This is a genomic window from Kitasatospora sp. NPDC056531 (assembly GCF_042794375.1).
In the GTDB taxonomy this organism is placed as follows: Bacteria; Actinomycetota; Actinomycetes; order Streptomycetales; family Streptomycetaceae; genus Kitasatospora.
Genome location: NZ_JBHTTU010000030.1, coordinates 49,227 through 67,369 on the forward strand (window position 1 = coordinate 49,227; position 18,143 = coordinate 67,369).

The 18,143-nt window shown below is 73.4% G+C and carries 18 protein-coding genes; 13 read left to right on the forward strand and 5 right to left on the reverse strand.

Features of this window, described 5'->3' with window-relative positions:
* Nucleotides 1-304 precede the first annotated feature (304 nt).
* The 11 genes from ACFQ87_RS24020 to ACFQ87_RS24070 all read left to right on the forward strand — a co-directional run bounded on the left by ACFQ87_RS24020 (nt 305) and on the right by ACFQ87_RS24070 (nt 11,451).
* A complete protein-coding gene (locus tag ACFQ87_RS24020; protein WP_380612844.1) occupies nt 305-2,293 on the forward strand; it encodes an ABC transporter transmembrane domain-containing protein in 1,989 nt (662 codons plus the stop codon).
* Complete coding sequence (locus ACFQ87_RS24025) at nt 2,290-4,062, forward strand: ABC transporter ATP-binding protein (protein ID WP_380612845.1); 1,773 nt, start codon at nt 2,290-2,292, stop codon at nt 4,060-4,062. Before ACFQ87_RS24020 ends, ACFQ87_RS24025 begins: the two co-directional genes overlap by 4 nt.
* A 140-nt stretch (nt 4,063-4,202) precedes the next feature.
* The gene (locus tag ACFQ87_RS24030) at nt 4,203-4,448 is read left to right on the forward strand and encodes a lipopolysaccharide assembly protein LapA domain-containing protein (protein ID WP_380612846.1); all 246 of its coding nucleotides are present in this window, start codon (nt 4,203-4,205) and stop codon (nt 4,446-4,448) included.
* Between the two features lie 47 nt (nt 4,449-4,495).
* The gene (locus ACFQ87_RS24035) at nt 4,496-5,224 is read left to right on the forward strand and encodes an amino acid ABC transporter ATP-binding protein (RefSeq protein WP_380612886.1); all 729 of its coding nucleotides are present in this window, start codon (nt 4,496-4,498) and stop codon (nt 5,222-5,224) included.
* Nucleotides 5,225-5,233: 9 nt separating this feature from the next.
* Nucleotides 5,234-6,157: a glutamate ABC transporter substrate-binding protein gene (locus ACFQ87_RS24040; protein WP_380612847.1), complete on the forward strand. Its 924-nt coding sequence runs from the start codon at nt 5,234-5,236 to the stop codon at nt 6,155-6,157.
* A gap of 12 nt (nt 6,158-6,169) precedes the next feature.
* Entirely contained in the window at nt 6,170-6,814 is a 645-nt protein-coding gene (locus ACFQ87_RS24045) for an amino acid ABC transporter permease (RefSeq protein WP_380612848.1), read from the forward strand.
* On the forward strand, nt 6,811-7,677 hold the full coding sequence (locus ACFQ87_RS24050) for an amino acid ABC transporter permease (protein WP_380612849.1): 867 nt from the start codon (nt 6,811-6,813) through the stop codon (nt 7,675-7,677). Before ACFQ87_RS24045 ends, ACFQ87_RS24050 begins: the two co-directional genes overlap by 4 nt.
* 173 nt (nt 7,678-7,850) lie before the next feature.
* The gene (locus ACFQ87_RS24055; RefSeq protein WP_380612888.1) at nt 7,851-8,756 is read left to right on the forward strand and encodes a LysR family transcriptional regulator; all 906 of its coding nucleotides are present in this window, start codon (nt 7,851-7,853) and stop codon (nt 8,754-8,756) included.
* 76 nt (nt 8,757-8,832) lie between these two features.
* On the forward strand, nt 8,833-9,414 hold the full coding sequence (locus ACFQ87_RS24060; RefSeq protein ID WP_380612850.1) for a cysteine dioxygenase: 582 nt from the start codon (nt 8,833-8,835) through the stop codon (nt 9,412-9,414).
* An 8-nt stretch (nt 9,415-9,422) separates the two neighbouring features.
* Nucleotides 9,423-10,478, forward strand: coding sequence for a YeiH family protein (locus tag ACFQ87_RS24065; RefSeq protein ID WP_380612851.1), 1,056 nt, complete (start codon nt 9,423-9,425; stop codon nt 10,476-10,478).
* Nucleotides 10,479-10,707: 229 nt separating this feature from the next.
* The gene (locus ACFQ87_RS24070) at nt 10,708-11,451 is read left to right on the forward strand and encodes a spermidine synthase (RefSeq protein ID WP_380612852.1); all 744 of its coding nucleotides are present in this window, start codon (nt 10,708-10,710) and stop codon (nt 11,449-11,451) included.
* 98 nt (nt 11,452-11,549) lie between these two features.
* Here the strand turns inward: ACFQ87_RS24070 and ACFQ87_RS24075 are convergent, their stop codons facing one another.
* Nucleotides 11,550-11,741 carry a hypothetical protein gene (locus ACFQ87_RS24075; protein ID WP_380612892.1) on the reverse strand — a complete coding sequence of 64 codons (192 nt, stop codon included), beginning with the start codon at nt 11,739-11,741 and terminating at the stop codon, nt 11,550-11,552.
* Between ACFQ87_RS24075 and ACFQ87_RS24080 the strand changes: the two genes are divergently transcribed.
* Nucleotides 11,659-12,663: a TetR/AcrR family transcriptional regulator C-terminal domain-containing protein gene (locus tag ACFQ87_RS24080; protein ID WP_380612889.1), complete on the forward strand. Its 1,005-nt coding sequence runs from the start codon at nt 11,659-11,661 to the stop codon at nt 12,661-12,663. The two genes, ACFQ87_RS24075 and ACFQ87_RS24080, sit on opposite strands and share 83 nt — an antisense overlap.
* 104 nt (nt 12,664-12,767) lie before the next feature.
* Here ACFQ87_RS24080 and ACFQ87_RS24085 read toward each other — a convergent pair whose 3' ends face one another.
* The 3 genes from ACFQ87_RS24085 to ACFQ87_RS24095 all read right to left on the reverse strand — a co-directional run bounded on the left by ACFQ87_RS24085 (nt 12,768) and on the right by ACFQ87_RS24095 (nt 16,224).
* Entirely contained in the window at nt 12,768-14,594 is a 1,827-nt protein-coding gene (locus ACFQ87_RS24085) for a hypothetical protein (RefSeq protein ID WP_380612853.1), read from the reverse strand.
* Between the two features lie 140 nt (nt 14,595-14,734).
* Entirely contained in the window at nt 14,735-15,574 is an 840-nt protein-coding gene (locus tag ACFQ87_RS24090) for a TetR/AcrR family transcriptional regulator (RefSeq protein ID WP_380612890.1), read from the reverse strand.
* A gap of 131 nt (nt 15,575-15,705) precedes the next feature.
* A complete protein-coding gene (locus ACFQ87_RS24095; protein WP_380612854.1) occupies nt 15,706-16,224 on the reverse strand; it encodes an NUDIX hydrolase in 519 nt (172 codons plus the stop codon).
* Nucleotides 16,225-16,324: 100 nt separating this feature from the next.
* On the opposite strand from ACFQ87_RS24095, the gene ACFQ87_RS24100 reads away from it, so the two are divergent.
* Complete coding sequence (locus ACFQ87_RS24100) at nt 16,325-17,545, forward strand: serine hydrolase domain-containing protein (protein WP_380612855.1); 1,221 nt, start codon at nt 16,325-16,327, stop codon at nt 17,543-17,545.
* A gap of 9 nt (nt 17,546-17,554) precedes the next feature.
* Here ACFQ87_RS24100 and ACFQ87_RS24105 read toward each other — a convergent pair whose 3' ends face one another.
* Complete coding sequence (locus ACFQ87_RS24105; RefSeq protein ID WP_380612856.1) at nt 17,555-17,878, reverse strand: nuclear transport factor 2 family protein; 324 nt, start codon at nt 17,876-17,878, stop codon at nt 17,555-17,557.
* Between the last annotated feature and the right edge of the window lie 265 nt (nt 17,879-18,143).

An 18,143-nucleotide genomic window follows, 5' to 3' on the forward strand; every position in this document is an offset into this window, starting at 1 on the left:
CGCCGTCAGCGGGTCCTCGGCGGGCCTGGGGCGGGGCGCCGGGACCGGGGGCGGCGAAAAACCTGTTGCGTGGATCACATCGGGCTTGGCAGGCTCGCTGGCATGACCTCCTGAGATCCGGGCCCTTCGTGCCCAACCCTTGTCCGTCCGGCCTCTCCCCCCGGACGTGTGGACGTCGCCGCGCCGCTGCGCCGCGCGTCCTTCGCCCGTTCCGTCGGGTCTGTGCCTGTGCGCCCTCTCGGCCCTCCGCACGTGCCCGCACCCTCGCGCCCTCGTACCTCCGCACCTTCCGTATCGGAGTGTCATGCTGCTCACCACCCTGCCGCTGGCCGACCCCGGCAGTCCCGACCTCTCCTCACCCCTGGCCTTTCTGTGCTGGCTGCAGCGCGCCCAGCGGCGCGGGCAGGCGCTCGCCACCTGCTGGGCGCTGCTGGAGATGGGCGCCCAGGCCGCGATGCCGATAGCGCTCGGGCGCGGCGTGCAGGCCGCCGTGGACGGCGACGCCGCCGGGCTCTGGCGGGCCGGCGCGCTCGGGCTGCTGCTGTCCGCGGCCGCCGCGCTCGGCGCCGTGCTGCTGCACCGGCAGGCGGTCTGGAACTGGATCCACGCCGCCTGCCACGTGCGGCAGTTGGTCGCCGGGCAGGCCTCCCGCCTGGGGGCCGGGCTGTCCCGGCGGATCGCCACCGGCGAGGTGGTCGCGGTCGGCAGCGGGGACGTCGAGCGGATCGGCTGGTACGTCGAGCTGGTCGCCCGGGTCCGGGCCGCGGTGATCGTCTGGCTGGCCGTCAGCTCGGTGGTGCTGGTGGTCGAACCGGTGCTCGGGATCGGGGTGCTGCTCGGCGTCCCGGTGCTGGCCGCCTCGGTCTGGCCGCTGATCGGGCCGTTCGAGCGGCGCTACGAGAAGCAGCGCGAGCTCGGCGGCAAGGCCACCGAGCTGGCCGCCGACACGGTGGCCGGGTTGCGGGTGCTGCGCGGCATCGGCGGCGAGGAGCTGTTCCTGGAGCGGTACCGGGCGGCCTCCCAGAAGGTCCGGTCGGCCGCGGTGCGCTCGGCCCGGGTCTGGTCGCTGATGCAGGCCCAACAGGTCCTGCTGCCGGGCCTGTTCGTGGTCGGGGTGACATGGTACGGCGCCCGGCTGGCGGCCTCCGGCGAGCTCGCCGTCGGCACCCTGATCGCGGTGTACGGGGCGACCGCCTTCCTGGCCGCGCCGCTGCGGATCCTCGGTGAGGCGGCGCACGCCTGGAGCGTCGCCCGGGTCTCCGCCGGGCGGGCCGTGCGGGTGCTCTCGCTCAACCGGACCAGTGGAGCGGCCGGGGCCGCGCTGACCCGGCTCGGCAAGGCCGACCTGCACGACCCGGCGACCGGGCTGACCGCCCGGGCCGGTGAGCTGACCGCGGTGGTCTGCGGGGACCCGGACTTCGCCGGGGCGCTCGCCGAGCGGCTCGGCGGGCACGTCCCGTCGGCCGAGGGCGAGGAGCCGTCGGCCGACGGGGAGGGGACGCCGGCCGAGGCCGAGGAACCGCTGCCCTCCGTCCGGCTCGGCGGCACGGAGCTGGACGCGGTGCCGCTGGCCGAGGCCCGGGCGGCGGTGCTGGTCCACGACAAGGAGCCGGTGCTGCTCTCCGGTACCCTCGCCGAGCTGTTGGACATCCCGTCCTCGGGACGGGTCCCGGTGGCCGAGGCGCTGGCCGCGGCCCGCTGCGAGGACGTGCTGGAGGCACTGGCGGACGGCTCGCCGGACTGCGGGGGAGACCCGATGACCGCCCGCGTCACCGAGCGGGGGCGCTCGCTCTCCGGCGGGCAGCGACAGCGGCTGGCCCTGGCCCGCGCGCTGCTGGTGGACCCGCCGGTCCTGGTGCTGGACGAGCCCACCAGCGCGGTGGACGCCCACACCGAGTCCCGGATCGCCGCTGGGCTGCGGGACACCCGGGCGGGGCGCACCACCGTGGTGTTCGCGACCAGCCCGCTGCTGCTCGACCAGGCCGATCGGGTGGTGCTGCTGCAGGGCGGCCGGGCGGTCGCGGCCGGGCGGCACCGCGAGCTGATGCGCACCGAGCCGGCGTACCGGGCCGTGGTCACCCGGGACGAGGAGAGCGCCCCGGTCCCGCCCCGAGTCGAAGGGCGCGCCGGTGCCGAGAGCGAGGAGCGACCAGCGACCGACGGAGGGGGGAGTGCCGAAGCGAAGAGCGTCGGCACCGGACCGGAAGCGCCCGGAGACGAGCGGGCGAGTCACGGAGTCCGTGTGACCGCCCGCGTCAACTGTCCGGTACCGCACGTGAGGAGTACGTCATGAAGCCCCCCGTCCATCAGGAGCAGGGGCCGGCCACCACCCTGCCGGTCGGCTCCCCGGCCGCCGTGCGCGGATACCTGCGGCTGCTTGCGGGGCGGCACCGGGGCGGGTTCGCCGGGGTGGTGGCGCTGCACTCGGTGGCCACCCTGGCCGGGCTGGTCGGGCCCTGGGTGCTCGGCAGCCTGGTCGAGTCGCTGGCCACCGGCACGGCTGCGGCCACCATCGCGGTGGCGGTCGGCTGGTACCTGCTGGCCCTGATGGTGCAGTCCGCGTTCACCGGTTGGTCGCGGATGCGTGGCGCCGTCCTCGGTGAACGGGTGCTGGCCGACCTGCGGGAGGATTTCCTGGTCCGCTCGGTCGCGCTGCCCACCGGTGTGCTGGAGCGGGCCGGCACCGGGGACCTGGTCTCCCGGGGCACCACCGACATCGATCGGCTGGACAAGTCGGTGCGCGAGGCGGTTCCCGAACTCGCCGTCGCCGTCGTGTCGTTGCTGCTGGTGCTCGGCGCCCTGCTGGTCACCTCGCCGCCGCTCGCGCTGACCTCGTTGGTCGGCTTGCCGCTGCTGCTGGTCAGCTCCCGCTGGTACTTCCGGCGCGCGCCGCAGTCCTACCGCAACGAGTCGGCCGGGTACGCCGCGGTGAGCAACGTGCTGGCCGAGACGGTGGACGCCGGGCGGACGGTGGAGGCGCTGCGGCTGGGCGAGCAGCGGGTCCGGCTGACCGACCGCAAGCTGCGCGAGTGGCTGGCCTGGGAGCGGTACACCCTGTGGCTGCGCTCGGTCTGGTTCCCGACCATCGACGCGGTCTACACCTCGGCGGTGCTGGCCACCCTGATGGTCGGCGGGCTGTTGACCCTCAAGGGCTGGCTGACCGTGGGCCAGCTGACCACCGGCGTGCTGTACACGCAGATGCTCATCGGCCCGGTGGACCTGATCCTGCGCTGGTACGACGAACTGCAGATCGGGCAGGCTTCGCTGGCCCGGCTGGTCGGTGTGCACGAGGTGCCGGAGCACCAGGGCGACGAGTCGGTGAGTCCGGACGGTCGCCGGGTCCAGGCCCGGGACGTCCGCTTCGGCTACCGCGAGGGCGCCGACGTCCTGCACGGGATCAGCCTGGACGTCGCCCCGGGCAGCCGGGTCGCGCTGGTCGGCCCGTCCGGGGCGGGCAAGTCCACCCTCGGGCGGCTGCTGGCGGGCATCTACGCGCCCGGCCGGGGCAGCGTCACCCTCGGCGGGGCCGCGCTGTCCGAGATGCCGGCCGAGCGGGTCCGCGCGGAGGTCGCGTTGGTGAACCAGGAGCACCACGTGTTCGTCGGCACCCTGCGGGACAACCTGCGGCTGGCCGCGCCCGGGGCGGACGACACCGAACTGCGGGCCGCGCTGGACGCGGTGGACGCCGGAGCCTGGGTGGATGCCCTGCCGGAGGGGCTGGACACCGAGGTCGGCTCCGGCGGCGCCTCGCTGACCCCGCCGCAGGCCCAGCAACTGGCTCTGGCCCGGCTGGTGCTGGCCGACCCGCACACCCTGGTGCTGGACGAGGCCACCTCGCTGCTGGACCCGCGTGCCGCCCGGCACCTGGAGCGCTCGCTCTCCCGGGTGCTGGAGGGCCGGACGGTCATCGCCATCGCCCACCGGCTGCACACGGCGCACGACGCGGACGTGATCGCCGTGGTCGAGGGCGGGCGGATCAGCGAGTACGGCAGTCACCCGGAACTGGTCGCGGCCGGCGGCCCGTACGCGGCGCTGTGGCGCTCCTGGCGGGACGAGCGGTAGCGGGCGGGGGAGTGTAACGCGCTCAAAAGGACGTAGATCGGTAAACCCGCACGGGGTCGGATTGCCCCGTGCGGGTTACTCCCTTGCCCGTAAGGGCGCGTAACCGGGCAAGTCGCCGCCCCGGCCAGCAGACTGCTCCGGTGACCAAGATTTCAGACGGCTCGTCCCGCCCCCAGCGCAGCGAGATCGGCGGGATCCCCACGCGGTACATCGGGATCGGCGCCATCGTGATCCTGGCGGTGTGGTTCCTGTTCGCCAACCTCGACAAGGTCAAGATCCAGTTCTGGGTGTTCACCGTCACCGCGCCGCTCTGGATCACGCTGCTGGCCACACTGGTCGCCGGCGCCGTGCTGGGCTGGCTGATGAAGGGACGGCGCGGCCGGTGACCACCGCCCCCGGGTCGGCCCCGACCGGCTCCTCGGCCTTCACCCCGCTGATCGAGCTGCGCGGGGTCGACAAGCACTTCGGGGACCTGCACGTGCTGCAGGACATCGAGCTGACGGTCGGCCGCGGCGAGGTCGTCGTGGTGATCGGCCCGTCCGGCTCCGGCAAGTCCACGCTCTGCCGGGCGATCAACCGACTGGAGTCGATCGAGCGCGGCACCATCCTGATCGACGGCCAGCCGCTGCCCGAGGAGGGCAAGGGCCTGGCCAAGCTGCGTGCCGAGGTCGGCATGGTGTTCCAGTCCTTCAACCTGTTCGCGCACAAGACCGTGCTGCAGAACGTCTCGCTCGCCCAGATCAAGGTCCGTGGCCGTCCCAAGGCCGAGGCGGACGCCAAGTCCCGCTCGCTGCTGGAGCGGGTCGGCCTCGTGGCGCACGCCGACAAGTACCCGGCCCAGCTCTCCGGCGGCCAGCAGCAGCGGGTGGCGATCGCCCGGGCGCTGGCGATGGACCCCAAGGCGCTGCTGTTCGACGAGCCGACCTCGGCGCTCGACCCCGAGATGATCAACGAGGTGCTGGACGTCATGCGCCAACTCGCCAGCGAGGGCATGACGATGGTCGTGGTCACCCACGAGATGGGCTTCGCCCGGGCCTCGGCGAACCGGGTGGTGTTCATGGCCGACGGACGGATCGTCGAGGACCGCGCCCCGGAGGAGTTCTTCAGCGCCCCCGAGAGCGAGCGCGCCCGGGACTTCCTGTCCAAGATCCTGAAGCACTGAGGCGGCGCCGTGACCCGTAAGACGACGCCCACCGTGCGGGCGCGCTGGCGCCTGCTCGCCGCCGCCCTGTTGCTCACCGCCCTGGCGGCCGGCTGCGGCAAGGCCGGCACCCCGCCGCCCAAGGGCCCCCAGCCCAGCGCGCTGCCCAGCTACCAGGTGCAGGACGCCTCCTCGATCACCGGCTCGCCGACCCTGGACGCCGCCCGCGCCCGGGGCCACCTGGTGGTCGGCGTCAAGGAGGACCAGCCCTACCTGGGCCAGAAGAACCCGGCCACCGGCGTGTACTCCGGCTTCGACATCGAGATCGCCAAGATGGTCGGCGCCTCGCTGGGCTTCGGGCCGGAGAAGATCCAGTTCAAGACCATCGCCTCGGCCAACCGCGAGACCGCGCTGCAGAACGGCCAGGTGGACTACTACGTCGGCACGTACACCATCAACGACAACCGGAAGAAGCTGGTCGGCTTCGCGGGGCCGTACTTCCTCGCCGGGCAGTCGCTGCTGGTGCGCAAGAACGACGACAGCATCCACGGGCCGCAGGACCTCGACGGCAAGAAGGTCTGCTCGGCGGCCGGCTCGACGCCGTACCAGCGCATCCAGTCGCAGTACCCCAAGGCGCACCTGATCGGCTACGACACCTACTCGGCCTGCGTCGACAACCTGATCACCGGCCAGGTCGACGCCGTCACCACCGACAACGCGATCCTGTTGGGCTACGCGGCCAAGGTGCCGGACGAGCTCAAGGTGGTCGGCCCGCTGTTCTCGACCGAGCCGTACGGGATCGGGACTCCGAAGAACGACACCGTGCTGCGCGGCGCGCTGAACGACGCGCTGGCGCACCACGAGCAGAACGGCGACTGGACGAAGGCCTTCGAGGCGACCCTCGGCCTGTCCGGGCAGCCCGCGCCAACCCCGCCGCCGATCGTCCGGTACTGAGAGGGCCGCGCCGTGAAAACGCTGACCGACAACTGGTCGACCTACTGGGACGGCTTCCTCGGCACGCTCTCGCTGTTCGCGGTGAGCGCCGCGCTGTCGCTGGTGCTGGGCGTGCTGATCGCGGGCTTCCGGGTCTCGCCGGTGCGGCCGCTGCGGGTGTTCGGGACGGTGTGGGTGACGCTGCTGCGCAACACGCCGCTGACCCTGCTGTTCTTCATCGTGGTGCTGGGCCTGCCCCGGTTCAACATCACCCTGCCCTTCTACACCTTCGCGGTGCTGGCGCTCGGCTGCTACACCTCGGCCTTCGTCTGCGAGGCGATGCGCTCGGGCATCAACACCGTGCCGTCCGGGCAGGGCGAGGCGGCCCGCAGCCTGGGCCTGAGCTTCGGGCAGACGATGGGCCTGGTGGTGTTGCCGCAGGCGTACCGCTCGGTGGTGGGGCCGATCGGCAGTGTGATGATCGCGCTGGTCAAGAACTCGGCGATCGCCGGCTCCTTCAGCGTCACCGAACTGCTGGGCACCTACCGGACCATCAACGAGCTGGGCTACAGCATCGTCTGGACCTTCGTCTGGATCGCCGTCGGCTACCTGATCATCACCCTCGCCGTCAGCGCCGTCTTCAACCTGCTGGAACGACGAGTGGCGGTGTCCCGATGACCGTTGAATCCTCGGCGCTGTACGACATCCCCGGCCCGAAGGCGCTGGCCCGGCACCGGCTGTACGGCGGGATCGCGCTGCTGCTGATCGCGGCGCTGATCGGCTGGGTCGTCTACATGCTGTTCCACACCAACCAGTTCACCTACGCCAAGTGGGAGCCCTTCGAGTACCGGGGCGTGCAGGACCTGCTGCTGCGGGGGCTGGGCAACACCCTGCGGGCCTTCGGCTGGACGGCACTGTTCGCGCTGCCCTTCGGCGCGCTGTTCGCGGCCGGGCGGCTGTCCGACCACCGGGTGGTGCGCTGGTTCGCCACGCTGGTGGTGGAGTTCTTCCGGGCCATGCCGCTGCTGGTGATGATCTTCTTCGTCTTCGTCGCCCTCAAGGTGCAGCCGCTGTGGGCGCTGGTGGCCGGGCTGGTGCTCTACAACGGCTCGGTGCTGGCCGAGGTGTTCCGGGCCGGCGTGCTCGCGGTGCCCAAGGGGCAGCGGGAGGCGGCGTACGCGCTGGGCATGCGCAAGACCCAGGTGATGGTGTACGTGCTGGTGCCGCAGGCCAACCGGGCGATGCTGCCGGTCATCATCAGCCAGCTGGTGGTCGCGCTCAAGGACACCTCGCTGGGGTTCCTGATCACCTACGAGGAGTTCCTGCACGCGGGCAAGCTGATCGCCACCAACCTGGACTACGACCTGCCGTTCATCCCGGTGGTGATCGTGATCGCGCCGATCTACATCGGGATGTGTCTGCTGCTGTCCTGGCTCGCCCGCTTCGTCGAGCGGCGCAGCCGGCGCAGCCCGAGCGTGCGCGGCGGGGCTCCGGTGGCGAAGGCCGGGGTCGCGATGGGGTTGCCGCCCTCGGTGCAGTGAGTTCGGGGCCGTGGGTTCGCGGCCGTGAGTTCGGGGCAGTGGGTTCACGGGACTGGGAAGCTTGGTTCGGGACTGAACCATAGGTGCGGGTGGGGGTGGGGTCGCTACCTCCAAATTCCTCTTATGATTGCGGAGAAGGGCGAAGACGACCGGGCGGAGGGGCCATGGAGCCGGTGTTCGACTCGCGGCACATCAGGACGTTCCACGAGGTGGTCCGGGCCGGTTCCTACTCGGCCGCGGCCCGGGAACTCGGCTACACCCAGCCCGCCATCACCCAGCAGATGAAGGCCCTCGAACGCAGCGTCGGCGTACCGCTGTTCACCCGCGCCGGGCGCGGCCTGCGGCTCACCGAGGCCGGTGAGGCGCTCTCCCGGCACGCCGAACTGATCCTCGGCAGCCTCTCCGCCGCCCAGCAGCAGCTCGCCGCGCTCGCCCGGCTGCGCGCCGGACGGGTCCGGGTCTGCGCCTTCCCCAGCGCCAACGCCACTCTGATACCCGAGGCGATGGCCCGGCTGCTCGCCGAACACCCCGGCGTGCGGGTCGAGCTGCTGGAGGCCGAGCCGCCGGACTCCGTCCAGCGGCTGCTGCGCGGAGAGTGCGACATCGCGCTGGCCTTCCGCTACCCGGGCGCGGCGACCGACGTGCCGGACGGCCTGGACGAGATCCCGCTGATGGAGGACCTGCTCACCGTGCTGCTGCCGGTCGGGCACCCGCTCGGCCGCCGACACGCCGTACGGCTCGCCGACCTGGACGGCGAGCGCTGGATCGCCGGCTGTCCGCGCTGTCGGGCCAACCTGCTGCACGTCTGCGCCGAGGAGGGCTTCGCGCCCGACATCGTGTTCTCCACCGACGACAACCTCGCGGTGCAGAGCCTGGTCGCAGCCGGGGTCGGGATCGCGCTGATGCCAGCCCTGGTGCTCTCCTTCATGTGCCACCGCAAGGTCACCGGGCGGGCCGTCGAACCCCACCTGCGCCGCCAGGTGAGCGCGTACGTGCTGAGCGAGCACCGGCGGATACCGGCCACCGGACTGGTGCTGGACCACCTCCGGCAGGCGGCGGCGAGCCGGGTCGGATGCTGATTCATAAGCATTAGTGGGGGTATCGCTTACGAACCCTCGTTGGACGTGATAGGTCAGGAGGTTCGAACCTGCTGACATGACACCCCCACCCACGGTCGGCACTGACCGGCTCACCGAGCGGATGACCGCGCTGATCAGTGAGATCCGCGCCGTCGTGGACCGCGGACTGCCCCCGGAACTCACCGCCTACCTGGTCGGTGAGCGCCTCGCCCCGCACCTGCTCGCCGCCCCCGACGGGCCGGACGCGCTGCTCACCCCCGCCCAGCGCGAGGGCGACCCGCAGCGCTACCGCCAGCACGTCGTGCACGCCGAGGAGGACGGCGGCTTCTCCGTCGTCGCCCTGGTCTGGCTGCCCGGACAGCAGACCCCGATCCACGACCACGTCTCGTGGTGCGTGGCCGGTGTCCACCAGGGCCAGGAGAGCGAGATCCGCTACCGGCTGGTCTCCGACGGGCGCAGTGCCCGGCTGGTCGAGACCGAGCACGTGGCGGGCCCGGCCGGGACCGTCGCCGCATTCGCCCCGCCCGGCGACATCCACCTGGTGCGCAACTCCTGTAGCAGCACGGCGATCTCCATCCACGTGTACGGCGCGGACATCTCGCGGCTCGGCACCAGCATCCGGCGGGTCTACCGGCTCCCCGCCGATCAGGAGCGGTGAGCGGCGGCGTGGCACTCACCCTCCGGGAGCGGGCCACCCGCACCCGTTCACTTCCCCCGCTCGGCGGTGACGCCCCCGGCCTGCTGCTCGCCGCCGCCGGCGTGGCCGCCGCCCTCGGCACCCACGCGGTCGTCCCGGCGGTGCCCAAGCTCACCGCCGCCGTCGTGCTCGGCATGGCGGCGGCTCATCTGCCCGGGCTGCGCCCGGTGGTGCGCGGAGTCGCGCGGCCGGGGCTGTCCATGGCCGGGAAGCGACTGATGCGGCTCGGGATCGTGCTGCTCGGGCTCAAGCTCAGCCTGGACGACGTGCTCGGCCTCGGCTGGGCCACCGTCGCCATGGTGCTCACGGTGGTCGCGGCCACCTTCGCCGGCACGATGTGGCTCGGCCGCAAACTCGGGCTGCCCGGCGACCAGCCGCTGCTGGTCGCCACCGGGTACTCGATCTGCGGGGCCTCGGCGATCGGCGCGGTCAGCCAGGCGGCCGGCAGCGAGGAGGAGGACGTCGCCTCCTCCGTCGCGCTGGTCACCCTGTGCGGGACGCTGGCGATCGCCGTGCTGCCGCTGCTCCAGCACCCGTTGGGGCTCGGCGAGGTGGAGTTCGGCCGCTGGGTCGGCGCGAGCGTGCACGACGTCGGGCAGGTGGTCGCCACCGCGCAGACCGGCGGGACGGCGGCGCTGCGCGAGGCCGTGCTGGTCAAGCTGATGCGAGTGGTGCTGCTGGCGCCGCTGGTCGCGGGCGTGGCCGTGGTGGTGCGGCGGAACGCGCGCGGGGCCGCCGCGACGGGCGGGGAGAAGAGCGATAGCCGGCCGCCGATCATGCCGCTGTTCGTGGCCGGGTTCCTCGCGATGATCGTGCTGCGCACCACCGGGGTGCTGCCCGAGCGGGCGCTCGACCTGGCCGGGGACGCGCAGGAACTGCTGCTGGCCGCCGCGCTGTTCGGCCTCGGCAGTGCGGTGCACCTGCCGACCATGGCGCGCACGGGCGGGCGGATCGCGCTGCTCGGGCTCGGGTCCTGGGTGGTTGTCGCGGGCGTCTCGTACGCGGGGGTGCTGCTCACGACCTGACGGGTGCGGCCGTGCGGGGTCGGCTTCGCGGACGCGACTCATTCGGCCTCGTAAGGTCGGCTTCGCGGGGTCGGCTTCGCGGGGTCGGCTTCGCGGGCTTCGCTGCTCGGTGGGGCCGGGGGCGGCGGACGTTGGCCGGGCCCGCTCGTCGGGCGGGCCCGGTCAAATATCGGGCGGGTGATCGTCCGCACCGGTACGGTCCTGCTGACGAGCACGTCGAGGAGGACGCATGACCACCGCACTGCCCGAACGGGACGGCCACGAGGCCGTCTTCACGCTCGACCGACGGGAGGGGCCGTTCGGTGAGGTGGTGCTGCGGCAGCGCGGACGGCACTACGAGATCATCGCCAACGGCTGCTTCCTGATGGACACCGTCGACGGGCGCTCCGAGCGGTTGCTGATCCAGGCGGCGCTGGACGAGCTGGACCGTACGGGCGGGTCGGGGGAGCGTGCGGACGGCACTGTCGGCGACGGTGCGGCCGGGCCGTCGGTGCTGATCGGCGGGCTCGGGGTCGGGTTCTCGCTCGCGTACGCGGTGGCCGAGCCGCGCTGGGGGCGGATCGCGATCGTCGAGCGGGAGGACGCGATCATCGACTGGCACCGCAACGGCCCGCTCGGCGCCTTCTCCGGCGGTGCATTGGACGACGAGCGGGTCGCGGTGCTCCACACCGACCTGCTGGAGTACCTCGCGGCGGCCGACGGCGAGCGCTACCACGCGCTGTGCCTGGACATCGACAACGGCCCGGACTGGACCGTCACCGACTCCAACAACGGGCTGTACGGTGCGGACGGCCTAGTGGTGCTGTGGCATCGGCTGCAGCCCGGCGGGGTGCTGGCGGTGTGGAGTGCACAGCCCTCCTCGGCCTTCGAGGAGGCGCTGCGGGCGGCGGGCTTCTCGGACGTCGCCACGCATGAGATCCCGGTCAGCCGGGGTGCGCCGGATGTGGTGCACCTGGCGCGGCGGGGCGGCTGAGGCGAACCGGGCGGCCGGCGGCGCCCGTTGTCCGCGATGGCTGTCAACTGGCGCGAGGTCCGTGTCGGTCGGGCTCCGTGGGGAGCCGGGGTCGGCTGCTAGCGTGTGCGACCGCGGTGCACTAGTGCGGTGGTCGAGCGGGCGGTGGTGGTTGTGGTGGAGAGCGGGACGCCCTCGGAGCGGATCGCGGCCGAGTTGCGGCGGAGGATCGCGGCGGGGGAGTTGAAGCCCGGGGCGCGGGTGCCGTCCACTCGGCGGATCACCCAGGAGTGGGGGGTGGCGATGGCCACCGCGACCAAGGTGCTCAACCGACTGCGGGAGGAGGGGCTGGTCCGGGCCGTTCCGGGGGTGGGGACGGTGGTGGTGGCTCCTGTGGCTGCCGCACCTGCGGCTCCTGCGGAGGTTCGGGAGGCCGGGCGGGCTTCTGGTGGGCCGTCCGGTGTGGCGCCGGGCGGTGCGGGCGCGTCGGGGGCTCGGCGGGCTCGGGGTGGGGAGCGGGACCTGACCCGGGAGCGGGTCGTCGCGATGGCGATCCGGGTGGCCGACGCGGAGGGGCTCACGGCGCTGTCGATGCGCCGGGTCGCCACCGACCTGGGCGTCGCGACCATGTCGCTCTACCGCCATGTGCCCGGCAAGGACGAGCTGTTGCGGCTGATGATGGACACGGTCTTCAGGGAGCAGCCGCTGCCCGACTCACCCGCGCCGGGTTGGCGGGCGGGGCTGGAGGAGGTCGCGCGGCTGCAGTGGCGGATCTATCGGCGGCACCCGTGGCTGGCGTCCACGATGTCCTTCACCCGTCCGGTGCTCGCACCGGACGCGGCGCTGCACACCGAGCGGTCGATGGCCGCACTGGTCGGGCTGGGGTTGAGCGGGGAGGAGATGGCCCAGGCCTCCGTCTCGCTGGCGGCCTTCACCTGCGGGCTGGCCATCCACTTCGAGCGGGAGGCGCAGGCCGAGCAGGACAGCGGGATGTCCGCGGACGAGTGGATGGAGCAGTTGGACGACGAGGACCACGACCGGTTGATGTCCGATCCGGAGCGCTTCCCGATGTTCGACGCGCTGAACCGGGGGCCGGAGATCGACATGAGCCTGGACGCGCTGTTCGCGTTCGGGTTGGCGCGGATGCTGGACGGGGTGGCGGCGCTGATCGAGGCACGGCGGGCCGGGAGCGATGGCGGGAACGAGACCGGGGGCGGGAGCGGGATCAAGTAACGGCTGACAACTGACAGATTTCAGCGAACGAAATCTGAAATCTGTCAGTTGTCGGCCGTTGTCTGTCGCCACCCGCCACCCGCCGCCCGTCGGCTGCTCGCCCGTCAGCCGAACGGCCGGTGCTCCGGCGCCGCGTCGGCCTCCGCTTCCGCCTCCGGCTCCGCCGTGGGCTCGTTGGAGAAGCCCATCATGCCGAAGGGGTCGAAGTCCGGCGGCGGGATCATCACCGGAGTGCCCTTGCCCGGACCCGACGCCTCGTCCTGCGCCGGGGTGTCCGCCGTCGGCTCGGTCTGGGCGGGGATGGTCGGCGGGGCCGGGGGTGGCGGCGGGACGGCCGGGCCCTGCGCGGCGACGGTGGTGCCGAACGGGTCGGCCTTCTGCTCGGAGGCGATCGTGGTGCCGAACGGGTCGGGAGCCGCAGCACTCCCAACCGGCTGCGCGGCCGGCTCCGCCGTGGGCTCGTTGGAGAAGCCCATCATGCCGAAGGGGTCGAAGTCCGGCGGCGGGATCATCACCGGCGTGCCCTTCGGCCGCTCGTCGTCCGCCGCAGCGGCCGTGGCCGCGACCTCGGCCGTCGGCTCCTCCGCCACCGGGGCGAAGGGGTTGAAGTCCGCAGGCGGAATGCGCACCGGAGTGCCGCGCAGGTGCACCGGCTTCTCCGCCGACTCCTCCACCGACTGCTCCACCGTGGGCGCGGCAGTCGGCGGAGCCGTCGGAGCGGCGGGCGGGGACGCCGGCACGGCCGGGGCGACCGGAGCGGGCGCCGCCCCGGCCGGCGTTCCGTCCCAGCCGAACTGGATGCTCTTCAGCAGCTCCGCGAAAGCCTCCGTGTACAGCTCCCAGTCCTCCGGCCGCGCCGTGGACAGCTGGGCGCACAGCACCGTCCCGCCGTCCGGCAGCGGGACGAAGGCCTGGACGACCGAGGTGACGACCCAGCGCCGCTGCCCGTCGGCGGCCAGCGGTCCGGGCACCGGGACGGTTCGCCCCTCGACCAGGACGGCGGCCGGTCCGGCCGGCAGCAGCACCGTCCACACCTCGGCGTGCCGCCGTACGGTGGCCAGTTCGGTGGCGAGCGCGGTGATCGGCAGCGGGTGTCGGGCGAGCGAGACGACCAGGGCCGCGTCCGAAGCGCGTCCGTCCAGTTCCAGCGCGCACAAACCCGCGTAGCAGACGCCCGCGTCCTGGACCAGGTCGGTCAGGGTCGCGGAGATCACCGCGAAGTCGCGGCGCGGCTCCGGTCCGGTGGCGCTGAACAGTTCCTCGGCCACCTCGGCCAGGTGCCCGGTCAGCTCGGCGGCCGCCGCCGCGGTGGCCCGGTCGGTGCCGTCGCCGTCGTCCGGCAGCGCGGGCACCGTACGGGCGGAGACCCCGGCGGGCCCGCCGGGGGAGGTCAGCGGGTGGAAGCCCGGCGGGACGACCAGGCGGACCTCGGCGCCCGCGCCCGTGGCCAGTTCGACCGGCTGCCGGGTCTGCTGCCCGGCCGCCAGCGCGGCCAGCGCCGGGGCGAACGGCGGGCGCAGCTTGGCATCGGCGAACTCACCGGTGACCGGCAGCTGGAACAGCGCGGCCGAGGTGGTGCCCCGGTCGGCGATGGCGCCGCGCACCGCCCCGCCGCCGTAGCGGTTGTGCAGCGCGGTCGTCACCCGGTCGGCGACCGGGGCGCCGGTGCCCGGGCGAGCCGTCCCGGCGGTGATCACCGTGCCGAGCCGGTCGAGGGCCGCGTGCACCGGCCCGTTGGGCGCCAGCGGCAGGCCGAACAGCGCCTCCGCGGCGGGGTGCCCGGCCGAGCGCAGGGCGCTCAGCGAGGCCGCCGGGTGGCGCGAGGTGTGCTCGTCGAAGAGGGCGTCGGTGAGCGTGCCGAGGGTCGAGCAGACCTGCTCGGCTGCCGCGAAGGGGTTGGCCTCCGCGCTGAACTGGACGTCCTGGGTCAACTGGTGAGCCCCCCGCTCTGCTCCGTCTGCCGTCGGTGGTTTCGAGTGGGACCGGGCCCGCTCGGGCGGCGTGCCGTCAGATCCCTGCCCATTCCTATCAGAGCCCACCGTCGTCGCCGAACCGCAGGATCACCCGATGATCATTCGTCGGCGGCGCCGGCGGAGCCCGCCGTGGCCTGCGCGGACGGTTCGTCCACCGGCGCGGAGGCCGGAGCTGCGGATGCCGGGCCTGCGGGAGCCTGATCTGCGGAGGCCGGACCTGCAGGGGCCGGCGCTCCGGTGGCCAGTGCGGTGACCGCGTCGAGGATGCCGGGGACGGCGAACAGCCCGGCGAGGTCCTGGACCAGGCGGCCGCTCGGCCCGTCGGGGCGCTCGTCGGCGAAGAAGGAGGCCAGTTCGGAGGCGAGGGCCGGCTCCCGGGCCGCGGTGAGGGTCAGCGAGGCGACGAACTCCTGCACCAGGTGCAGCTGCAGCTCCTCCAGCGGCACCGAGCGCTCGGCCAGCCACTCCAGCGAGGTGATCTCGGCGTTGGCGATCCAGGCCCGGACGGTCAACCGCAGCCCGGGGCTCGGCGCGGGGATCGCCAGGTGGGCCAGGATCTGGTCGTGCGCGGCCCGGCGGACCTCGTCGATCACCGCGGAGGTGCCCGCGCTGGCCGCCACCGAGCCGCCCCGCAGCAGCGCGGCGAAGCCGGGCCCGTGGCCCTGCACGAAGTCGAGGTAGCGGCCCATCACCCGGTACAGCCGCTCCGACAGCGGCCCCTCCATGGGCTCCTCGAAGCGCGCCGACAGCTCCCGCCCGGCCCGGCGCAGCGAGGCCTCGTACAGTGCCTGCTTGCCGGGGAAGTAGTGGTACACCAGCGGCCGGGAGGCGCCCGCGGCGGCGGCGATGTCATCGATCGACACCTCCTCCGGCGGGCGCCGGCTGAACAGCTCCAGCGCCACCGCGATCAGCTGCTCCCGCCGCTCGTCCACGCTCAGCCGGCGGCGCGGCCGCTCACCCGCCGCCCCCCGGCCGGGTGCGGCGGCGGTCCGTGCTGCGCGGTCGGCCGTCGGTGACGGCGTGCGGGAGGCCATGCGCGTCACCCTATCCGGCGGTCGCAAGACGCCCGCTAGGCGGCACGGAGCTCCAGGTAACGGCGGTAGGCCTCGCGGCCGTCGGTGACGAAGGCGTCGCGGGTCAGGCGCTCGGCCAGCTCGTCGGGGGTGAGCCAGGCGTGCCAGGCGACCTCGGACTCCTGCGGGGAGACCGGGCCGTCCCACTCGGCCTCGTACATGTCGCACCACCAGGAGAGCCTGCCGCCGTCGGGCTCCCGGAAGAGGAACTTGAACAGCGGGCGCGGCGTGATGCCGTGGACGCCGAGCTCCTCCTCGGCCTCGCGGACTGCGGCCTCGGCGTAGGTCTCGCCGGAGCCGACCACGCCGCCGACGAACATGTCGTACGCGCCGGGGGCGAACAGCTTGGTGTCGGTGCGGCGGTGGACGAAGATCCGGCCGGCCGGGTCGCGGACCAGGATGAAGACGCAGCGGTGGATGAGCCCCTGCCGGTACACCTCCCCGCGCAGCGCGGTCCCGATGATCCGGTCGTGCTCGTCGACGACGTCCAGTAGCTCTTCGGCAGGGTTGGTCATGTCCTACAGGTTAGGGTTTCGGGGCCCGCTTCGAACGCGGGATCGATCGAAAAGGCGGATCCGGACAGGCTGGATCCGGACAGACCGAGGGCGGCGCGCGGTGGTGGAGATCTGGGGCGAGACGGCCGAGGGGTTCGAGCCCGTACGGGCGGCCTTCGCGCGGAACTTCGTCGAGTACGGCGAGCTCGGCGCGGCCTTCGCGCTGTACCTGCGCGGCCGCAAGGTGGTCGATCTGTGGGGCGGCGACGCCCGGCCCGAGGTCGGCGGGCGGCCCGCGCCCGCGGTGCCGTGGACGGCGGACACCGCCCAGGTGCTGCGCTCGGTCACCAAGGGCCTGACCGCGACCACCGCGCTGCTGCTGGCCGAGCGGGGCCTGCTCGACCTGGACGCACCGGCGGCCTCGTACTGGCCGGAGTTCGCGGCGGCCGGCAAGGGCGAGGCGCCGGTGCGCTGGCTGCTGTCGCACCAGGTCGGGGTGCCCGCGCTGGACGTGCCGCTGCGCCTGGAGGACGTGCTGACCTGGGAGCGCGCGGTCGCCGCAGTCGCGGCGCAGGCGCCCGCCTGGGAGCCGGGCACCGCGCACGGCTACCACCCGTACACCTTCGGCTGGCTGGTCGGCGAGGTGGTGCGGCGGGTGAGCGGTCGGACGATCGGACAGTGCTTCGCCGAGGAGATCGCCCGGCCGCTCGGACTGGACCTGTGGATCGGGCTGCCGGCCGGCGCCGCGCCCCGGGTCGGCAAGCTGGTCGACCTGCCCGCCCCGGAGGCGGCCCGGACCGGCCCTAGCGGGCTGCGGCTGCGGCCCAAGCAGTCCGTCCGGGACGCCTACCAGGACCCGACCTCGCTGACCGCCCGCTCCTTCGCCTCGGTGCTGCCCGGGGTGAACATGAACGACCCGGCGGTGCAGGCCGCCGAGATCCCCGGCGCGGGCGGCATCGGCACCGCCCGTTCGCTGGCCCGGTTCTACGCGGCGCTGATCGGTGCGGCGGACCGTCCGGACGGCTCCGGCGCACTGCTGCCGCCGCTGCTCGGCCCGGAGGTGCTGGCCCGCGCGGTCGGGCCGGTGGTGAACGGCCCGGACCGGGTGCTGATCGTCAACTCCACCTTCGGCCTCGGCTTCTGGCGGCACGGCCCGACCGCGCCGATGGCCTCCCCGGCGAGCTTCGGCCACCCGGGCCGGGGCGGCTCGCTGGGCTTCGCCGACCCGGACCTCGGGCTGGGCTTCGGGTACGTCACCAACGGCATGCAGCCGGGCGTCACCGGGGACGTCCGTTCACGCAACCTGATCCGCGCGGTACGGGGGTGCCTGGGTCTGTCCTGAGGCGGTCGGCTACGCCTGGCCGGTGTCGAATCGGCTGATCTTCCCGCCCTCGACGGTGAAGCGCCAGGCGGTGCGCATCACGCCCCAGGTGTCGTTGGTGAATTCGGCGATCAGCGCGTGGCCGCCGGTGGACTCGCTCTGGACGTCCATCCGGCCGTTGGGGCCGAAGATCTCCCGGTCGGCCCAGTCCGCCGGACTGCGCTCCGAGCCGTCGTCGGACATGGTCGCGTCCGGGGTGAGCAGGGCGAAGAAGGCGTCGCGGTCGCCCGCGTTGACCGCGGTGACGAAGGCGCGGACGGCGGGGTCGGTGAGCTTGGCGGGGGCGATGGTCATCTGCCGGGACTCCCAACGGGAACGAGCGGACTGGGGAGTCCTGTCTACGGCGTTTGCGCGGAGCGTCCGGGCATGTCGGCGGCGCGTCGGCAAAATCAGCGGATTCATGTGCTTGGATCACGGAACAGGCGATTTGCCCCGACAGGCCCGCCGCGGGGAGTGGCGGTGGGGGGGGGGGGGGGGAGTGGGGAGAACGTCCCCCCGCCCTCCCCCTGGCCCCCCGCTCCTTACAGACGACCAAACATCGCCATCGTACGATCCCCAC

Coding starts and splice junctions, on each gene's coding strand:
- ACFQ87_RS24050 (WP_380612849.1), top strand. CDS start 6,811: ATGACCGTTGAATCCTCGGCGCTGTACGACATCCCCGGCCCGAAGGCG.
- ACFQ87_RS24020 (WP_380612844.1), top strand. CDS start 305: ATGCTGCTCACCACCCTGCCGCTGGCCGACCCCGGCAGTCCCGACCTC.
- ACFQ87_RS24105 (WP_380612856.1), bottom strand. CDS start 17,878: ATGACCATCGCCCCCGCCAAGCTCACCGACCCCGCCGTCCGCGCCTTC.
- ACFQ87_RS24060 (WP_380612850.1), top strand. CDS start 8,833: ATGACACCCCCACCCACGGTCGGCACTGACCGGCTCACCGAGCGGATG.
- ACFQ87_RS24025 (WP_380612845.1), top strand. CDS start 2,290: ATGAAGCCCCCCGTCCATCAGGAGCAGGGGCCGGCCACCACCCTGCCG.
- ACFQ87_RS24070 (WP_380612852.1), top strand. CDS start 10,708: ATGACCACCGCACTGCCCGAACGGGACGGCCACGAGGCCGTCTTCACG.
- ACFQ87_RS24095 (WP_380612854.1), bottom strand. CDS start 16,224: ATGACCAACCCTGCCGAAGAGCTACTGGACGTCGTCGACGAGCACGAC.